Source organism: Jiangella muralis (genome assembly GCF_001270745.1).
Taxonomy (GTDB): domain Bacteria; phylum Actinomycetota; class Actinomycetes; order Jiangellales; family Jiangellaceae; genus Jiangella; species Jiangella muralis.
The window spans coordinates 100,131-117,079 of record NZ_KQ434757.1 but is presented as its reverse complement, the minus strand read 5'-3'; the positions used below and the strand labels follow the sequence as shown (position 1 = coordinate 117,079).

At 71.7% G+C, this 16,949-nt stretch carries 14 protein-coding genes and 1 tRNA gene; 4 read left to right on the top strand and 11 right to left on the bottom strand.

Annotated elements, in window-relative coordinates; all coding sequences use genetic code 11:
* The first annotated feature begins 87 nt into the window (after positions 1–87).
* A complete protein-coding gene (locus tag ACW62_RS13960) occupies positions 88–1,107 on the top strand; it encodes an STAS-like domain-containing protein (RefSeq protein ID WP_169792055.1) in 1,020 nt (339 codons plus the stop codon).
* Between the two features lie 201 nt (positions 1,108–1,308).
* On the opposite strand, the gene ACW62_RS13955 is transcribed toward ACW62_RS13960, so the two are convergent.
* The 7 genes from ACW62_RS13955 to ACW62_RS13925 all read right to left on the bottom strand — a co-directional run bounded on the left by ACW62_RS13955 (position 1,309) and on the right by ACW62_RS13925 (position 6,735).
* A complete protein-coding gene (locus ACW62_RS13955; protein ID WP_053204717.1) occupies positions 1,309–1,728 on the bottom strand; it encodes a hypothetical protein in 420 nt (139 codons plus the stop codon).
* Between the two features lie 57 nt (positions 1,729–1,785).
* On the bottom strand, positions 1,786–2,397 hold the full coding sequence (locus ACW62_RS13950) for a hypothetical protein (RefSeq protein ID WP_053204716.1): 612 nt from the start codon (positions 2,395–2,397) through the stop codon (positions 1,786–1,788).
* Complete coding sequence (locus ACW62_RS13945; RefSeq protein ID WP_157574746.1) at positions 2,397–2,651, bottom strand: hypothetical protein; 255 nt, start codon at positions 2,649–2,651, stop codon at positions 2,397–2,399. Before ACW62_RS13945 ends, ACW62_RS13950 begins: the two co-directional genes overlap by 1 nt.
* A 114-nt stretch (positions 2,652–2,765) precedes the next feature.
* Entirely contained in the window at positions 2,766–3,257 is a 492-nt protein-coding gene (locus ACW62_RS13940) for a hypothetical protein (RefSeq protein WP_053204714.1), read from the bottom strand.
* A 290-nt stretch (positions 3,258–3,547) separates the two neighbouring features.
* A tRNA-Thr gene (locus ACW62_RS13935) sits at positions 3,548–3,624 on the bottom strand.
* 60 nt (positions 3,625–3,684) lie between these two features.
* On the bottom strand, positions 3,685–6,087 hold the full coding sequence (secD, locus tag ACW62_RS13930; protein ID WP_420843583.1) for a protein translocase subunit SecD: 2,403 nt from the start codon (positions 6,085–6,087) through the stop codon (positions 3,685–3,687).
* 237 nt (positions 6,088–6,324) lie between these two features.
* The gene (locus tag ACW62_RS13925; RefSeq protein WP_053204713.1) at positions 6,325–6,735 is read right to left on the bottom strand and encodes a hypothetical protein; all 411 of its coding nucleotides are present in this window, start codon (positions 6,733–6,735) and stop codon (positions 6,325–6,327) included.
* A gap of 106 nt (positions 6,736–6,841) precedes the next feature.
* On the opposite strand from ACW62_RS13925, the gene ACW62_RS13920 reads away from it, so the two are divergent.
* On the top strand, positions 6,842–7,147 hold the full coding sequence (locus ACW62_RS13920; protein ID WP_083459738.1) for a twin-arginine translocase TatA/TatE family subunit: 306 nt from the start codon (positions 6,842–6,844) through the stop codon (positions 7,145–7,147).
* Here the strand turns inward: ACW62_RS13920 and ACW62_RS13915 are convergent.
* From ACW62_RS13915 to ACW62_RS13900, 4 genes are all read right to left on the bottom strand, one after another.
* Positions 7,089–9,887: an AfsR/SARP family transcriptional regulator gene (locus ACW62_RS13915; protein WP_053204712.1), complete on the bottom strand. Its 2,799-nt coding sequence runs from the start codon at positions 9,885–9,887 to the stop codon at positions 7,089–7,091. The two genes, ACW62_RS13920 and ACW62_RS13915, sit on opposite strands and share 59 nt — an antisense overlap.
* 5 nt (positions 9,888–9,892) lie before the next feature.
* Complete coding sequence (locus ACW62_RS13910) at positions 9,893–12,331, bottom strand: GH116 family glycosyl-hydrolase (RefSeq protein WP_053204711.1); 2,439 nt, start codon at positions 12,329–12,331, stop codon at positions 9,893–9,895.
* A gap of 31 nt (positions 12,332–12,362) precedes the next feature.
* Positions 12,363–12,923, bottom strand: a complete 561-nt coding sequence (locus ACW62_RS13905; protein ID WP_053204710.1) for a class I SAM-dependent methyltransferase — start codon at positions 12,921–12,923, stop codon at positions 12,363–12,365.
* Positions 12,924–13,661: 738 nt separating this feature from the next.
* Entirely contained in the window at positions 13,662–15,236 is a 1,575-nt protein-coding gene (locus ACW62_RS13900) for a family 10 glycosylhydrolase (protein ID WP_053204709.1), read from the bottom strand.
* A gap of 82 nt (positions 15,237–15,318) precedes the next feature.
* Between ACW62_RS13900 and ACW62_RS13895 the strand changes: the two genes are divergently transcribed.
* Complete coding sequence (locus ACW62_RS13895; RefSeq protein ID WP_053204708.1) at positions 15,319–16,041, top strand: GntR family transcriptional regulator; 723 nt, start codon at positions 15,319–15,321, stop codon at positions 16,039–16,041.
* Positions 16,038–16,949 carry an N-acetylmuramic acid 6-phosphate etherase gene (locus ACW62_RS13890; RefSeq protein WP_083459737.1) on the top strand — a complete coding sequence of 304 codons (912 nt, stop codon included), beginning with the start codon at positions 16,038–16,040 and terminating at the stop codon, positions 16,947–16,949. Before ACW62_RS13895 ends, ACW62_RS13890 begins: the two co-directional genes overlap by 4 nt.

Below are 16,949 nucleotides of genomic sequence, written 5' to 3'. Positions count from 1 at the left end.
TCTCCGTAGCTCGTGAAGTTCTTGAGGGGCGGGCTCCAAAGAACCTCACTGATGATGTAGATTCTTCGTATGGGTCGACTCGTCAGAGTGGGCGACATCGCGCGAGAGCTGGGGATATCGCCCGCTAGGTTACGCCAGTTGGCCGATGCCGGCGTCATCCCGTCGGAACGTTCACCAGGCGGTCATCGGGTGTTCGACCCAGGGCAGGTGCGAAGCGCACTAGCGCGCCGCGCCTCCTCCGAGGACATCGTCGTTCCGCGCTGGGAACGTCCGGACTGGTTCGCAACGCTGCCACTGGCTGGTTTGGAAGAGGACCAGGTGTGGCGTGAGTACGTGGTCGATCGCCTGCCGAAGATGTCGCAGGATGCTACGACCATTGCGAACTATGCGTTCACCGAGATGCTGAACAACGCCATCGATCACTCAGGAGCCGATGAGGTCGCCATCGGCCTCTGGTCGGGCGCGTTCGAGGTCCGCTTCGAGACCCGCGACTGGGGTGCGGGTGCGCTGCCTCATGTTCAGGAACGACTCGGCCTCGAGGATCTGTATGACGCACTCGGAGAGTTGGTCAAGGGCAAGACGACTACCGACCCGTCGCGGCATACGGGTGAGGGGATCTTCTTCACCTCCAAGGCGGTCGATGTCTTCACCTTGGAGTCGGGCGGCCTTCGGTGGACCGTGGACAACCTGCGCGACGACCAAGCGGTCGGTGGGAGCGAGATCACCCATGGGACCCGAGTCCGCTGGGAGATCGACCCGGCTGGCACGAGGACCTTGAGCGAGGTGTTCCACGCGTACTACACCGATGACGATTATCGTTTCGACCGGACGAAGACTGTGGTGCACCTGTTCGGCATCGGCGTGCGGTTCATCAGCAGATCCGAAGCGAAACGACTGATGAGAGGGCTGGAGCGATTCCGGGAGGTGGAACTCGACTTCACCGGCGTTGAAGATGTCGGTCAGGGTTTCGTCGACGAGGTCTTCCGCGTATGGCCCCGAGACCACCCGGAGACCGTGCTCACGCCGACTGGGATGAACGGCCCGGTCGAGTTCATGGTGCGCCGTGGCCTCCCCACCCCGTCTCCAGGTGATCGGCGCATCGATTAGCCCAGAACTTCCTTGGCCGGACCGATTCTTTGTTGGTCGAACCTGAAACCTCCGTGAAACTGTAGATTCTCGAGAGCCCGAAAGATTCTCGAGAGCCCGAAGTCGGATTCGAACCGACGACCTACCCCTTACAAGGTGTCCGGCTCCGAGCGGTGTCCTCACCAGCGGAAATGCTGCTCAGCGACGAGCGTCGCGGCGAAGTTATCCGGTCACCGATGGCCGCACGATCTCGTCATCGCTGAACTCGGCCGTGAACGCCTGGGCTAGATCGATCCATGCCGACCACGGCACACCGGTCCAGCGTGGCGTCAGATCCTCGGCGTCGGCCAACGTCGAGCCCTCAAAGAGGTACGGCGTTGCCCACCGCTTACATTCCCAAGCCGCGAGGAGAGCCCCCCGGCGGCCCGCGCTGTCGTGAAGGATCGTCAGGATGTCGTTACGAGTGAAGTCCGCGCGAACAAACCGGTAGTCGCGCGCATACGCCCAGTCCCGCCACGCCGCGCGGAACGCGAACTCAAGCGCCTGTCTCCCCGAGGTCACGGCGGTGACTCCCAGCGCGAGGCAACCCACCGCGAGGCTCTGGCCGACGTCAGTTTGATCCCTTGCCTTCGTGCCTGGCATTCCTGGTCCGCCCCTCGTAGCTGATCCCTTGCTGACATGCGTCCGTGTCGGACTCGCCTAGTGTTGCGCGTCCCCAGCCGGGTCGTCGTAGGTCTCCTTCGCGGACTCCGGCGGGCGCTGCTTCCATGGACCCTTGTCCGCCAGGACGCCGTCGTGGCCTCTCCACCATCGGCGGCTCGCGCTGTCGGTGAAGCGGATATCGACCCGCATCGTTGGGTGCGTGTCTTGGTGCCGATTCCACTCCCGGAGCACCTCGTTCGGGATCAGGAAGACCCTCTCCTCGGTACTAGGTGACAGCACCTTCTCGTGTGCAGTTCCGGCGTTGATCTCGCCTGGTCCGCCCAAGAGGCGGTAGATGAGCAGCACGTCGTAGACAGGCAGCGCCGATGTATTCACCAGCACGCAGAAGTCCCCAGGTCCGGCCGCTCCCTCCCTCACGAGCATTGCGCTCGGCCGCCGTTCGACCCAGGCTGCGACGCGCGAGGCTTGCTCCGCTCGGCGGTCGGCGTCTCGCTGGCTGTTGGCTCGGTGTTCGAGCTGGTATGCCTTGCCTGCGATCGCGCCCGCGACGATGGCCGCGATCACAGCGACGGTCGTGCTGAGCGCGGTGATCCAGTCGGCGACGTTCGGCCCGGGCTCCACGCTGCGCAGGCAGGCTGTGGGCGTCATCAGGCTATCCACTCCGGATTGAAGTCCTCGCGCCCCTCGTGTAACGCGAGCGCCGCCCGGACGCTCCGCCGCGCGAGGTCGCCCGATGAGTCCGTTCGGTCCTGCGCGATCCAGAGCGTCCGCGTCTGCGCCCGGCTCTGCCGCTTGGTTGCATCGTGGTCGTCGGTCTCGTCGATCCGCGCGATGAGGTAGTCGAACGCCGCCTGATCCCGGACCCGTCGAACGTCACTCACGGCTGCCCCCAGTTCGATCACGATGGACGGCGGACCATAGCGTCGCCTCCGGACACAACGGTTATTCGTGCTGCTCAGACCACCCTTCGGGCGACGCCGGGTCGACCCGCGCGGTACTCCTCCAGCGCCGTCAGGCTAGGCCCACGCGGCCCATGGACCTTGGCGCGGAAGGTCCACGTCGAGCAGCTCGTCCCACTCGTCGGCATCCGTCTTGTAGGTGGCGAGGAACTTGACCTTGGGCTCGTCCAGCGTCGCGCTGTCGATGACGACGAACTCGGCTCGCGCGGTCTCACCGGGACCGAGACGGCCGAAATCGTGCTCTCGCCGCCGAATATGCGTCTCGTCGCGGGCGAACCCCACCAGCTTGCTGTCGCCGGTCAGGACCTTCACGACGACGCTGTCGACGGCCGTTGTGCCCCGATTCTCCAGGCTGAACCGGGCCACCAGCGGCACCTTCAGCCAATCCTCGAACCGCGCACTGACCGGCGGGCGCGCGCGTTCCAGCTCCCGCTTCTGCTCGATGCCGAGGGCGTCCTCGGCCGCAACCGCCTCGCGATGGGTGTACCAGGCAGACAGGGCGCTGATGCCGACGGCCACGATGGCGATGACGAGCGCGACGAGGTCCATGTCCGCCGGAGCGTACAGCGAGCACCGGACACATGCCGCCCGGCCGGGGCCGCTCGCTGTGCCATCTCTCTGAGTGCCCGGCCGGGGGCGGCGCGAGTGTCAAGAAATCATTGACACCCAAGTCCCTGGCCCCGTCCTGGCACCCAGCTACCGGGTAGGGGGCTGCTGGGCGCCTGCGGGTGGCACTGACGGCGCCACGACCGGCACGGAGGCGGGCCGCACCCCTGGGTGACCCGAGGTTATGCGGTCGTCGAGCGTTGTCCCCACGGTGGTACGGACGTTTATGCAGGTGGAGCCCGAAGTCGGATTCGAACCGACGACCTACCGCTTACAAGGCGGTTGCTCTGACCAGCTGAGCTATTCGGGCAGAGGGGAAACGGTACCCGAGCGGGCACCATCCCCTCCACTGCGTCGACCGACGCGGGCGTCAGACGACGGCGCCGTAGTTGGGGTCTTCGCGGCTGCGCTTGTCGGACTTCTTCGGCGCCGGCGGCGGGGCCGGCTTCTTGTCCTCGAGCAGGATCGTCAGCGGCACCGCTGTGAAGTTCGATGAGTACGTGCCGACCAGGATGCCCAGGACCAGCGCGAGCGCGAAGTCGGACAGCGAGTCGCCGCCGAGGACGAGCAGCGCGATGAGGATGAACAGGGTGCTGGCACCGGTGTTCACCGACCGTGGCAGGGTGTTGAGGATGGCCGTGTTGGCTACGTCGCGGAACCTCTCGCCGTCCTTGCGGGTCCATGTCTCGCGGACGCGGTCGAACACGACGACGGTGTCGTTGACGCTGTAACCGATGATCGTCAGCAGGGCGGCGAGGAACATGCCGTCCAGCGGTTTGCCGATCCAGGCGAAGATGCCGACGGTGATCACGACGTTCTGGAACAGGGCCAGGACGGCGCCGGTGCCGAACGTCCAGCGGAACCGGATGGCGAGGTACGCCAGCTGCGCCACGAGCGCCACTCCCAGCGCGATGAGCGCGTTGCGCTGCAGTTCGTCGCCGAGGCTGGGTCCGATCAGCTCGTCGCGGATGAGTTCGGCGCCGCCGCCGGCCTCGTCGAGCGCGGCGATGACGGCGGCCGCGTCGTCGTCGGACATGTCGCTGGCCCGGACGGTGATGTCGTCGTCGCCGGACTCCTGGACGATAGCCGTCGGGAACCCGGCGTCGGCGACCGCGGTGCGGGCGTCGTCGACGTCGATGGTCTCGGTGGGCGACACCTCGATGAGGCGGCCACCGGTGAACTCGATGCCGTACTCCAGGCCGCGGAGGAAGATGCCGCCGAGGGCCAGCACGACCGCGACGCTGGAGATGAGGATCCACCGCAGCGGCCGCGCCATGAGCTGCGGGTTGCGCCGCCGCAGCCACAGCCGGATCCGGCCGTGGTGCGCCAGGCCGCTGGCGTCGGGGTGACGGTTCACCCAGCGCCGGTCGACCAGCCACTCGACCAGCACCCGGCTGAGCACCAGCGCCGACAACAGCGAGGCGAGCACACCGATGGTCAGCGTGACGCCGAAGCCGCGGACCGGGCCGGACGCGAGGAAGAACAACAGTCCGGCGGCCAGCAGCGTGGTGACGTTGGAGTCGGCGATGGCCGAGAGCGCGTTCTTGAAGCCGCTCTGGACGGCGCCGCGCAGGCTCTTCGTCTTCCCGTCGACGTAGTCCTCGCGGGCTCTCTCGAAGATCAGCACGTTCGCGTCGACCGCCATGCCGATGGCCAGGACGAAACCGGCCAGGCCCGGCAGTGTCAGCGTGGCGCCCAACGCGCTCAGCGCGGCGTAGGAGATGAGGGCGTAACCGAGCAGCGCGATGATGGCCATGAGGCCGACCAGGCGGTAGGCGATTCCGATGAAGATCGCGGTGATCGCCATGCCGATGATTGCCGCCCAGGCGCTGGCCTGGATGGCCTCGTCACCGAGGGTCGGGCCGACGACCCGCTGCTCGACGGTGGTGACGTCCACGGGGAGCGCGCCGCCCTCGACGAGCGCGGCGAGATCCTTGGCCTCCTCCTCGTCGAAGTCACCGGTGATCTCCGTCTGGCCGCCGCGGATGCCGACGCCGCACTGGACGCTGGTCGTGACGTTCGGCGAGGAGATGACGGTCTCGTCGAGGACGATCGCGATGCGGCGGGTCGGGTCGCCGTCAGGCTGGCAGGCGGCGTCGCTGGTGAGCTGCGCCCACGTGTCGCCGCCGCTGCCGCTGAAGTCGAGCGTGACGAGCCAGCCGCCGCGCTGCACGTCGTAGATGGCGTCGGCGCCGTTGATCTCCTCACCGGTCATCGCGGTGGGCGCGAGGATCAGCGGCTGGCCGGACTCGTCCGGCAGCACCAGCTGGTCACCGGACTCGGGGGCCGGCGTCTCGCCGGGGGCGGGGGTCTCGGACGGCGCGGGCGTCGAGCCGGCGACGACGTCGGTGCCGGTGTCGCCGGCCTGGGATTCGGGTTCGATGGCGCCGCCGACGGAGCCCTCGGTGGCCGGTGGCGTGGCGGGCGGGGTCTCCGCGGGCGGCGTGGCCGGCGGGGTCTCGGCCGGGACCTGGCCGGAGGTGTCGTAGCCCAGGACGGGGTGCACCGTCAGCTGGGCGGTCCGGCCGAGCGCGTCGGCGGCCTCCCGCGGATCGGAGACGCCGGGCAGCTCGACGATGATGCGGCGGTCGCCGGACCGGCTGAGCGACGGCTCCGAGACGCCGAGCGCGTCGACGCGGCGGCGGAGCACCTCGAGGGCGCGGTCGGTGGACTCGGCGTTGGCCTCGACGGTGTCGGTGTCCTGGGTCTCGAGGACGATCTGTGCGCCGCCCTCGAGGTCGAGGCCGAGGTTCGGGCTGGAGGTGAGCGTGATGAAACCGGCGCCGACGAGGACCACCGCGGCCGTGATGGCGCGCAGGAACCGCCCGCCGTCGGTGGGCGTGCCGCGCTTCTGGGCGCGCCGGCGCACCAGCGCGTAGCTGGGCAGGATGATCGCGATGGCGGCGATCGCGAGGTAGAGCGCGGACGTGCGTTCCACGGGCAGGTCTCCAAGGGACGTGTCCGGCGCGCGGGCATGGGCCCGCCGTCGGGCGATGTTCTGAGGGGACGTCTACTGCCGGGACGCGGGCGGCCCGCGCTGCGGGTCGGTGGGCGTCCAGCCGGTGTCGGCCGGGACGCGGTCGGCCGGCGTGGACGCGGCCTCCAGCGGGAACAGGTCGAGCGGCCCGACGACGGTGCCCGCGGAGGCGGGCGGCGCGTAGCCGAGCTTCACGGTGACGACGGTCGCGACGACCGCGAGGTCGGCGAGGTCGTCGATGGCGCCGACGGACGGCGCGGAGGATCCGTGCTCGCCGGGCGCCGTGGTGACGGACGAGCCGCGCTGGTGGCCGGATGGTGCGGCGGCGGCCGGCGGCCCGGACGAGACCAGCATGAGGGCGCCGGAGAGCAGGATGGCCGGGAGCGCCCACAGCTTCCGGAGCACGCGGTGGCCCGCGTGGTCACCGGAGCGGCGACCCGACATGGCGTGACCTCCTGATGCGGCTTCCCCCGAACCGCGCCAACCATACCTCCTGGGCCGGAGGCGTACGATGGCGAGGACCGGTACCTGTCAGGGAAGAAGTGAACTTATGCCTAGCATCGGTACGCCTGAGCTGATCATCGGCCTCATCGTCATCTTCCTGCTCTTCGGCGCGAAGCGGATGCCGGAGATGGCTCGCGGCATCGGGCAGTCGCTGAAGATCTTCAAGAGCGAGATGTCCAAGCCGGCCGACAGCGAGGCGTCCAGCGCGGTCATCGTCAACCCTGCACCGGCGCAGCAGCCGCAGGCCTCGACGGCGCAGGCCAGCGCCGCGCAGCCGGCCCCGGCAGAGCCCGCTACCGAGACGCCGGCTGCCGCCCCGGCCGACCCGGAGGCTCGTCCCGCTCAGCAGTGACCGACGCGGTCAGTTCCGCCCGCAGCCGTTCGGTGCCGCGTTCGCCCAGTTCGTCCAGGGCGGCGACGGCCAGTTGCCGGACCTGCGCCGCGGCGGCGGTGTCGCCGGCCGCTTCGTGGCTGTCCGCGAGCTTCCGTAGTGTGACCACTTCGTAGTAAAGGCCGTCGAGCTCGCGTAGCAGGTCCAGCGCGCGCTCGAAGCAGTCGACGGCGCTGTCGTAGGCGCCGAGCTGGTGGTGCGCGAAGCCGAGGGTGTCCAGCGTCGCCGCTTCGGCGAGACGGTCGTCCAGCCCGCGCAGGATCTCCAGCGCCTGGCCGGCGAACTCCAGCGTCCGCTGGTAGTTGCCGAGCATCGCCTGCCCCCACCCGACGGCGTTCAGCGCGCCCGCCAGCCCGGCCGGCTGCCCGATGCGCCGGAACAGCGCCAGCGCGGCGAGGTCGTGGTCGAGCGACTCGTGGTGCCGGCCGGTGCGCTCCTTCACCACCCCCAGCGACCGCAGTGCTCGCGCCTGCCCGACGAGGTCGTCGCGCTCGGCATAGAGCCGCAGCGCGCGCTGCAGGTGCGCCTCGGCGTCGTCGTAGCGGTCGAGGTAGCCGTAGGCGCGGCCGAGCAGCCGGTGCAGGTGCGCCGTCGGCTCGGTGTCGTCGAGGCGGCGCACGGCCAGCAGGGCCGAGCTGTTCACCCGGGCGATGTCGCGCCATCGTCCGCGCCAGTCGAGGTCGATGGTGAGTGCCCACGCCAGCTGCCACGCTTGGACGGCGTAGCCGCGGTCGGTCGCGGCGTCGACGGCGGCCAGCAGCGTCCGCCGCTCGGCGGCGAACCAGGCGCGTGCGGCGTCGGCGCCGACGATGCGTTCGGCCACCTCGGGACCTGCCGTCGACGGCGGGACCGGCTCGTACGTCTCGCGGTCCGAGCGCAGCGGCCGGCTGGCCGCCAGCGCGGTGGCGAGGTAGTGGTCGAGCAGCCGGCCCAGCGCCAGCGCGGGCTCGGTCGGCGCGGCCTCGGCCAGCTCCGTGGCGTAGGCGCGGAGCAGGTCGTGCGCGCCGTACCGGCCCGGGCGGTGCTCGGTCAGCAGGTGGGCGCGGGTCAGCTCGTCCAGCAGCGGGCGGACGGCGTCGGCGTCGAGCCCGGCGAGCGCGGCCGCGGCGGCGACGCCGATGTCGGGGCCGGGCGCGGAGCCGGCCAGCCGGAACAGCCGGGCGGCCGGGCCGCTCAGGCCGTCGTAGGACCACGAGAACACCGAGCGCAGGTCGATGGTGGCGTCGTCGGCGGCGAACGCCTCCAGCCCGCCGCTGGCCGCCCGCAGTTCCGCCACGCGGTACGCCAGCGACTCGGGCTGCTCCGCCACCCGGGCGGCGGCGACGGCGAGCGCCAGCGGCAGCCGGGCGCACAGCGCGACCAGTTCGTCGACGACGTGGGGCGCGGCCGCGGCGCGGACGCCGATGCGCCGCATCAGCAGCTCGCGCGCGTCGGCCACCGGCGGGAGGTCCAGCGTGATGGTGCGCGCGCCGGTCGTGGCCGTCAGGCCGGTCAGCTGGTCGCGGCTGGTCACGAGCGTCAGGCAGCCGGCCGAGCCGGGCAGCAGCGGGCGGGCCTGACGGGCGTCGCGGGCGTTGTCGAGCAGCACCAGCAGCCGGCGCCCGGCCAGCACGCTGCGGTAGAGCGCGGCCTGGCCGTCGGCGCCGGCCGGGATCAGCTCGTGCGGAACCCGCAGCGCGTCGAGGAAGCCGCGGATCGCGTCGGTGGGGTCGACCGGCGGCCGGTCGGGGTCGAAGCCGCGCAGGTTGACGTAGAGCTGGCCGTCGGGGAACCGGTCGGAGGCGGTGTGCGCCCAGTGCACGGCCAGGGTGGTCTTGCCGACCCCGGCGGTGCCCGACACGGTCGCGACGGGCGCGGTGGCGGCCGCGTGATCCAGCAGCGCCAGCGCGTCGTGCCGGCCGACGAAGTCGGGCACGTCGGCCGGTAGTTGGCGGGGCACCCGGCGTACGACGGGAGCCGTCCGCCGCACCGGGGTGGGCGCGAGCAGCCGCGCGTACACCGCCTGCAGCCGCGGGCCGGGCTCGACGCCGAGGTTGGTGGAGAGCCGGGCCCGCATCCGCTCGTACTGCACCAGCGCCTCGGCCCGCCGCCCGGATCGTTCCAGCGTCTCCAGCAGCAGTGCCCACGCCGGCTCGCGCAGCGGGTGGGCGGCGGTCAGCTCGCGCAGCTCCGGGACGAGGTCGGCCGGGTGGCCCAACTCGAGGTCGAGGGCGATGCGCCGCTCCTGCGCGCCGAGGTACCGCTCGGCCAGCCGCGGGCCCTCGATGTCGGCCAGCCAGGCCGAGTCGACGTCGTCGAACGGGCGCCCGCGCCACAGCGCCAGCGCCTCGGTAAGGTGTGCCCGCTGCCGTAGCGGGTCGGCGCTGCCGTCGGCGCGCTCGAGCAGCCGCTGGAACCGGAGCACGTCGACGGCATCGGGGTCGACGTGCAGCACGTAGCCGGTGGCGCTGGTGCCGATGAGGTCAGCGCCGAGCAGCGTGCGCAGCCGGGTGACGTAGGTCTGGACGCTGCGCCGCGGGCTGGCCGGCAACTGCTCGGCCCACAGCGCCTCGATCAGCTGGGCCACGGTGACGGTGCGGCCGGCCGACAGCGCCAGGACGGCGATCAGCGCGCGCAGCCGGCCCGTGGTGACGTCGAGGATCCGCCCGTCCGCCCGCAGGCGCATCGGGCCGAGCAGGTCGATCTCGACACGGGTGCTCACTCTGGTTATGACAGCTCATGACCGCCCAAGGTTGCATCGACGGTCGCACCTGTCGAGACTACGCGGCCGGACGACGCCGTGGCGCCGAGCCCGTCGATCGTGAGCGTGTCGAGACGCAACCGGCCGCCGCCCACCGACACGCTCACGCGCACGCCGTCGCCGGACGCTGTCTGGGTGACCGTGCCCCACGCGTCGCCGGTGGCCCAGAACCAGGTGACGGGGCCGGCGGCGAGGTCCGCGGCCGCGAAGCGGAGGGTGCCGCTGACGCCGTCGTACCCGAATCCGGTCAGCGCGGGGATGGTGCCCCAGGCGGCCATGGCGCGCACGTAGTGGTGGCCGCACTCGGCCTCGTCGAACGGGTTGCGGCGGCGGCCGTCGAAGCGGCTGCGGACCGCCTCGACGACCCGAACGCCGTCGTCGATCAGACCGGCCTGCAGCAGCCCGATCGCCGCGGTGTACTCCAGCCCGGTCCACACCTCGGCGAAGTACGGGAACGGCCGCTCCGGGCGGTTGCCGTGCGGGTAGGACGCCACCAGCAGTCCAGGCTCGCCGGCCAGCGCGTAGCTGCGCTTGGGGTTGAACGGCGCGCCGGGCGCGGTGCGGTCGTTGTGCCGCAGGATGCTGCGCAGTGTCGTCGTCACGTGGCCGGCGTCGAGCAGGTCGCCGAGGCCGGTGAGCCGGGCGGCGTGCTGACCGACCAGCTGGTCGGTGAGGCAGCCGTCGCCGATCTGCAGCTCCGGCTCGGTGAGATCGCGGGCGCCGATGCCGGGCAGCCGTAGCCCCGGCGCGATGGCGTCCTCGCTGCCCGGCGGGCGGATCTCGTGCCGGTAGTACTCGCCGTTGAACAGGTGGTCGTCGAGCCAGGCGCTGCCGCGGGCGAACAGGTCGGCGCAGGTGGCGGCGAACTCGTCGTCGCCGAGGCGCCGGGCCATCTCCTCCGCCGCCCGCAGCGCGGCCAGGTACCACGTCCCGACCTGCGGGTTCGGCCCGAAGTACTCGACGTCCATGGTGTTGTGCTGGGAGCCCTCCATGACGCCGTCGCGGTCGGCGTCCCAGCCGCCGGGGATCCAGGCGAACTCCAGCGCCCGGCGGGCGGCCGGCCAGAGCGAGCGCAGCAGGTCATCGTCGCCGCTGAGCCGCCACTCGCGGTGCAGCTTCACCAGGCAGCCCATCTGCCCGTCGGCCGCGGCGACGCCGTGCTCGCGGGACCGGTCCAGCGGCAGCTCCAGCCGGAAGCTCATGTGCCCGTCTGCGCCAGTGGCGTGCCGGAACTCCAGCTCGCGCATCGACCGGGCCAGCTCACCGAACAGGTACGGCGTCGTGTGCTCGTAGTTCCACACGTGGGTGCAGTTGCCGTAGCAACTGCCGCTGTCGTCGTGGCAGCCCTCCCAGCCGTAGAACCGGCCGTCCGGGGTGCGGAAGCAGGTCGGCGAGCGCAGCGTGCTGACGTTGCCGAGCGCGGCCTCGACGAGCGGCTCCGGCAGGTCGCTGCCGGTCAGGGCGTCGACGAAAGCGACGGTGCGCTCCTCCAGGTCGGCGAGTCGCGGGGTGATCGCGGTGACGGCGTCCCAGGCGTCGCCGTACGCCTGCGTGTAGTGGTTGCCGATGACGGTCTCGCCGCGCCAGTCCAGCCGATTCGGGAAGTGCCAGGTGAGCAGGAACGTGAACGCGTGCGTCTCGCCGGGCTGGACGTGGCGCAGGGCGGCGATGGAGGCGACCGGCTCGCCGTCCGCGGGCCGCTCGTCCAGCCGCCCGTCGGCGGCGAGGTCGTCCCAGAAGTCCAGCAGCGGGCCGCCCCAGTTGGACCCGGCCCACGTCGTGCGCACCGTGACGTCGCCCTCGTCGAGGACGGCGAGGGCGATCGACCCCCAGCGCTGGTCGTCCTCATCGCCGCCGGATCGGAGCAGCACGCCGTCGGCGCGGCGCTCGTTGCGCGGGGCGTCGCCGGGGTTGCGGACGCTGCCGGCGACGGTGATCTCCTGCGCCTCGTCGCTGGTGTTCGTGACGGCGTAGCGCAACACCGCGACCGGCAGCGAGCTAGCCTCGACGTCGGCCGGGACCAGCGGGTTGAACGCCTGCAGCCGCACCGTCACGGGGACGTCGGGGTCGTCGAGCAGCACCTGCCCGAGCGGGTACGCGGCCAGGAACTCCGACCGGGCGAACCGGGGCAGTGAGTGGTTCGGGACCGCCGCACCCTCCCAGCCCTCGTACAGGACCGGGTCGATCGGCCCTTCCAGCGCCCGGACGGCGTCACCCGCGCGGACGGCGAAGAAGCTGTCGCGGGGCGCGAAACCCTTGGCCGGCTGGTTGCGGATCTCCCAGTCGCGCAGGTCACCGCGGCCGCCGAGCGACACCGTCCCGGTGCCGATGCCGCCGAGCGGCAAAGCGATGCGCAGCGAGTGGTCGGCGTCGTACCGGCGCAGGACCGGCCATTCCGGCGTCATGCACCGACCTCACGTGCAACGGCGTTCCATGTCAAGCCGCGAGGGGTCGCTCCGAGATGACGGCGACCAGGGTCTTGCGGCCGACCCGCCGCTGCTCGGTGCGCAGGCCGGTCTGCCCGAGCGCCGTCAGCCGGGCGGTGACGTCGCCGATCTGCGCCCGCGTGATGCCGTGGCCGGGCTTGTCGAGCAGCCGCTCGGCCAGCACCAGCCGTCCGCCCGGGCGCAACTTCGCGCACAGCGTGGCCAGGCCGGCGTCGCGGTCGTCCCAGTGGTGCATGGAGGCGAGCGTGTAGATGACCGCGAATGAACCGTCGGCGAACGGGACGTCCTCGGCGCCGGCCACCCGGACGTCCGCCCCGGGCACCCGCTTGCGGGCCATCGCCACGAACGTCTCGGACGGCTCGACGGCGGCGACCTGCTCGGCGCCGGCGATGCGGGCGGCCAGCTCGAGCGCGACGCCCGGCCCGCAACCAACCTCCAGGACCGGCTCGCCGGCACGCAACTCCGCGAGGTCGACCACCGCCCGGTTGGACTCAGGGTGGCGGTTGAACCAGGCGTAGAGCCGAGCGCCGATCGCGCCGAAGCTGCTCATGGCCCGAGCATAGGGTGCGCCGCCCGGGGCTCGCGGCCGCTCGGTTGACTCGGCCGTGCGCCGCTTTGCTGCCGTGCGCCGTGGTCCGCACGTTGGCCGTGGTCCGCAGGTTGGCCGTCCCCCTGGTGCCCATTTTCTTAGCCGGGAGCACGCGCCTCTAGCGGACCCATGGGGCGCTTCGCGCGACGGGTGTCCGCTTGACCCGCGCACTCCCGGCCAAGAACGGGCACTTATCAGGGGGACGGGGGGAGTCTGGGCACAGCCCGGACCATGTGTGCCGTTCGCCCGGCTCTGCGGCGTCAGCTTCCTGGGTGTGAGGTGCGTCCTGGGTCTCACGCGCGCCGAACACCCATTTGGAGCCCGAAAGCGCGCCTCACACCCAGGACGCACCTCACACCCAGGTCTGCCGTCACGTCCTGGTCCCCAGTCACGCCACCAGCCCCGAAACCGCCATTGAGCGCGACCACAGACCACGACGTCACCCCAGACCAGGACCCGCCCCGGCGGACCGTCGCCACACTTCCCCCGTCCCCCTGATAGCTGCCCGTTCTTGGCCGCGGTGCCGCGGGTCAAGCGGTGCTTCGCTCGCGCGAAGCGCGTCGTTGGGCTCCGCTTGAGGCGCGGTGCCGCGGCTGAGAAAATGGGCAGCAGGGGGACGGCCCACTGCCGCAAAGCGGCGAACTATCTCGCCCCGGCCAACTAGCGCCAAGCGGCCAACCGCGCACCCCCTCATTGAGGCTAGGGCAGCGGGATGAACGGCGGTGTTCGCGTGCCGGCCAGCTCGCCGGCCCGCACCCGCACCACGCTGACCGGCGCGCCGGTCACCCGGTCGGGCAGGTCGTAGCGGGCCAGGTACACGCCGGGCGGCACGTCGACGAAGCCGAACCAGCCCGAGCCGTCGCTGACCTGCGTCCGGGTCTCGCCGCTGCCGGCCACCGGCTCGAGGGTGACCGTGACGCCGTCGAGGGCGGCGCCGGTGCGCAGCCGCAGCGTGCCGGCCACGTTCCCCGTCGTCGGGTCCTCCTTCCACGACATGGACGGGACGGCGGCGTCGTCGGCGAAGGGGGCGTCCGGGCCGGTGGTGAGCGCGGCGGCCAGCGCGGCGCGTTCGGTGTCCTTCACCGCGGGTGTCCCGGCGGCAGCCGTCAGCGACGCGTTGGCGTAGGAGTAGCCGCTCCAGCCTGCGACGGTGTTGCCGGCGGCGGTGGGGGTGAGCAGGTCACGGACCTGCTGGACGCTGTCGTCGACCTCGTTGAGGTACAGCGCCGGGCCGGACACCGTCTGGCGGTCGCCCTGCCAGTCGGCCAGCACCTCGTTCCACTCGGCGAACATCTGCGCTTGGTCGGGCATCCACTCGCGCTTGTAGTTCATCGCGACGACGGTGTCGATGATCCCCTCGTCCAGCCAGCCCCGCCAGTCCTGCAGGACCTCGGCGTACGTGCGGGTCTTCTCCCAGCCGCCGACGCTCTGCGGGCCGAAGCCGTAGGTGATGCCGTCGTTGCTCAGCCGCACCGTCGGGTCGATCTCGAAGATGCCGAGGTAGATGCGGCGCACGATGCTGGTGATCTGCTCGCGCCGCCACTCGGTGAACTCGGTGTCCGACGGCGCCGGCACATCGGTGCGGCCGGTGGCGGCCTGGAACCGCGCGATCGACGTCTCGCTGTAGCCCCAGTCGCTGTGCGTGGTGGTCGAGTTGTGGTCCGGGTAGCGGATGTAGTCGAGGTTGATGCCGTCGACGTCGTACTCGCGGACGATGCTCTGGATCGCGCCGACGACGTAGTCGCGGGCGGCCGGGTTGGCGGGGTCGAGGAAGCTGTTGTTGCCGACCCGCTCGGCACCGTCGACCCGCTTGTTCAGCCAGCGGTCGGGGCCGGTGGCGCTCGGGCCGTTCGTGTTGAACACGTGGTCGGGGGAGCGCGGCGGCGTCGCGGAGTTCCACAGCGTGCCGAAGTTGACCCACGCGTGCACCTCGAGCCCGGCCGCGTGCGCCTGCTCGATCACCTCGTCCAGCGGGTCGTAGGGCGCCGGCGCGATGGCGGCGTCGGTGCGTGGGTAGTCCGCGCGGTTGCAGAAGCAGTCGTAGCGGCGGGCCACCTGGACGATCAGGGCGTTCGCGTTGACCTCCAGCGCGTCGCCGACCAGCTCCTCGACCTGTGCGGGGGTGTAGATGCCCTCGTTGAAGGCGTCGACCCAGTAGCCGCGCCACTGCTCCTGCTCCTGCTCCGGCGCCGGATCGGCCGCGGCCGAGGGTGCGGCGACGGCGGCCAGGACGAGTGCCACGATGACGGGAAGCGTGCGACGACGTCGGCTCACGCTGGTCCTCCTCGTTGGACTAGACCAATATGGGCCCCAAGTCTGGAAGACTTTGCCCGATACGTCTACAGGGGGTGCGGACGTGGCGAAATACCACTCGATCCGCGACGAGATCCTGGATCTGGTCGCGGAGTTGAACGTCGGCGACGCGCTGCCGGCCGAGCGTGCGCTGGCGCCGAGGTTCGGCGTCTCGCGCATGACGCTGCGGCGCGCCGTCGAGGAACTGGTCCGCGAGGGCCGCCTCGTCCGCCGGCAGGGCGCCGGGACGTTCGTCGCCGGGCCGAAGATCGCGCAGGGCCTGGCCGTCACGTCGTTCTCCGAGGACATGCGCCAGCGCGGCTCCGTCCCGTCCAGCCGGACCCTGGCCGTCGACGACGTGCTGGCCGGGGCGCCGCTGGGCCGGCGGCTGGAGATCTCGCCGGGCGAGAGCGTCGTCCGGGTGACGCGGCTGCGGCTGGCCGACGCCGCGCCGATGGCGGTCGAGACGCTGCATGTGCCGCGCGGCATCGCACCCGGGCTGGACGGCATGATGCTCGCCGACGGCTCGTTCTACGAGCTGCTGCACGACGTGTACGGGCTGGAGCTGTCCGGCGGCGTGCAGACCATCGAGGCGACGGTCACCGACGAGTTCGAGTCCGAGCTGCTCGGTGTGCCGCTGCACTCGCCGGCGTTCCTGTTCGAGCGGATCTCCCGCGACACCGGGGGCCGAGTGGTCGAGTTCGTCCGCTCCGTCTACCGTGGCGACCGCTATCAATTCCGTGTCGAGTTGCAGCCGGCCCGCAGACCGGCGAGGACGGCCGAGTGACGAACTCCGAGTTGGACCGGCTGGCGACCGAGGGCCGGTTGCCGGCCGCGGCCGGTCTCGATCTGCGCGGTACCCGCGAACAGGTCGACCTGATGGCCGAGCAGGACCGGGTGGCGGTCGACGCCGTCGCCGCGACCCGCGACCAGCTGGTCGCGGCGATCGACGCGACGGTGGCCCGGCTGCGCCGCGGCGGCCGGCTGATCGAGGTCGGCGCCGGCACCCCCGGCCGGCTCGCCGTCCTCGACGTGGCCGAGTGCCGCCCCACGTTCGGCGTCGACGAGCGGCAGGTGGTCGCCGTCATGGCCGGCGGGTTCGACGCCGTGCGCTCGGCCGCCGAGCACGACGAGGACGACCACGACGGCGGCCGCTCCGACCTGGAGGCCTTGGGCGCCGGGCCGGACGACGTCATCGTGGCGGTGAGCGCGTCGGGACGCACGCCGTACGTGCTCGGCGCGCTGGCCGCCGCCCACGCCGCCGGCGCCTACACCGTCGCCGTCGTCAACAACGCCGGGTCGCCGATCGCCGCCGCCTGCGATGTCGCCGTCGAGGCGCTCACCGGCCCGGAGGTCGTCGCCGGTTCGACCCGGCTGAAGGCCGGCACCGCCGCCAAGCTGGTGCTCAACACCATCTCCACGCTGGTCATGGTGCAGCTCGGGCACACCCACGGCGACCTCATGATCGACGTGCGGGCCACGAACGACAAGCTGCGCCGCCGCGCCCAGCGGATCGTCCAGGAGGCCACCGGCGAGCCGGAGGACGCGGTGGCCGCCGCGCTGGCCGCCAGCGGCGACCAGACCAAGACGGCGACGGTCATGCTGCTGGCCGGCGTCGACGCCGGCGAGGCCCGCCGCCGGCTCGCGGCCGCCGGCGGCCACGTCCGCGCCGCCATCGGCTCATACCGTCCGTAG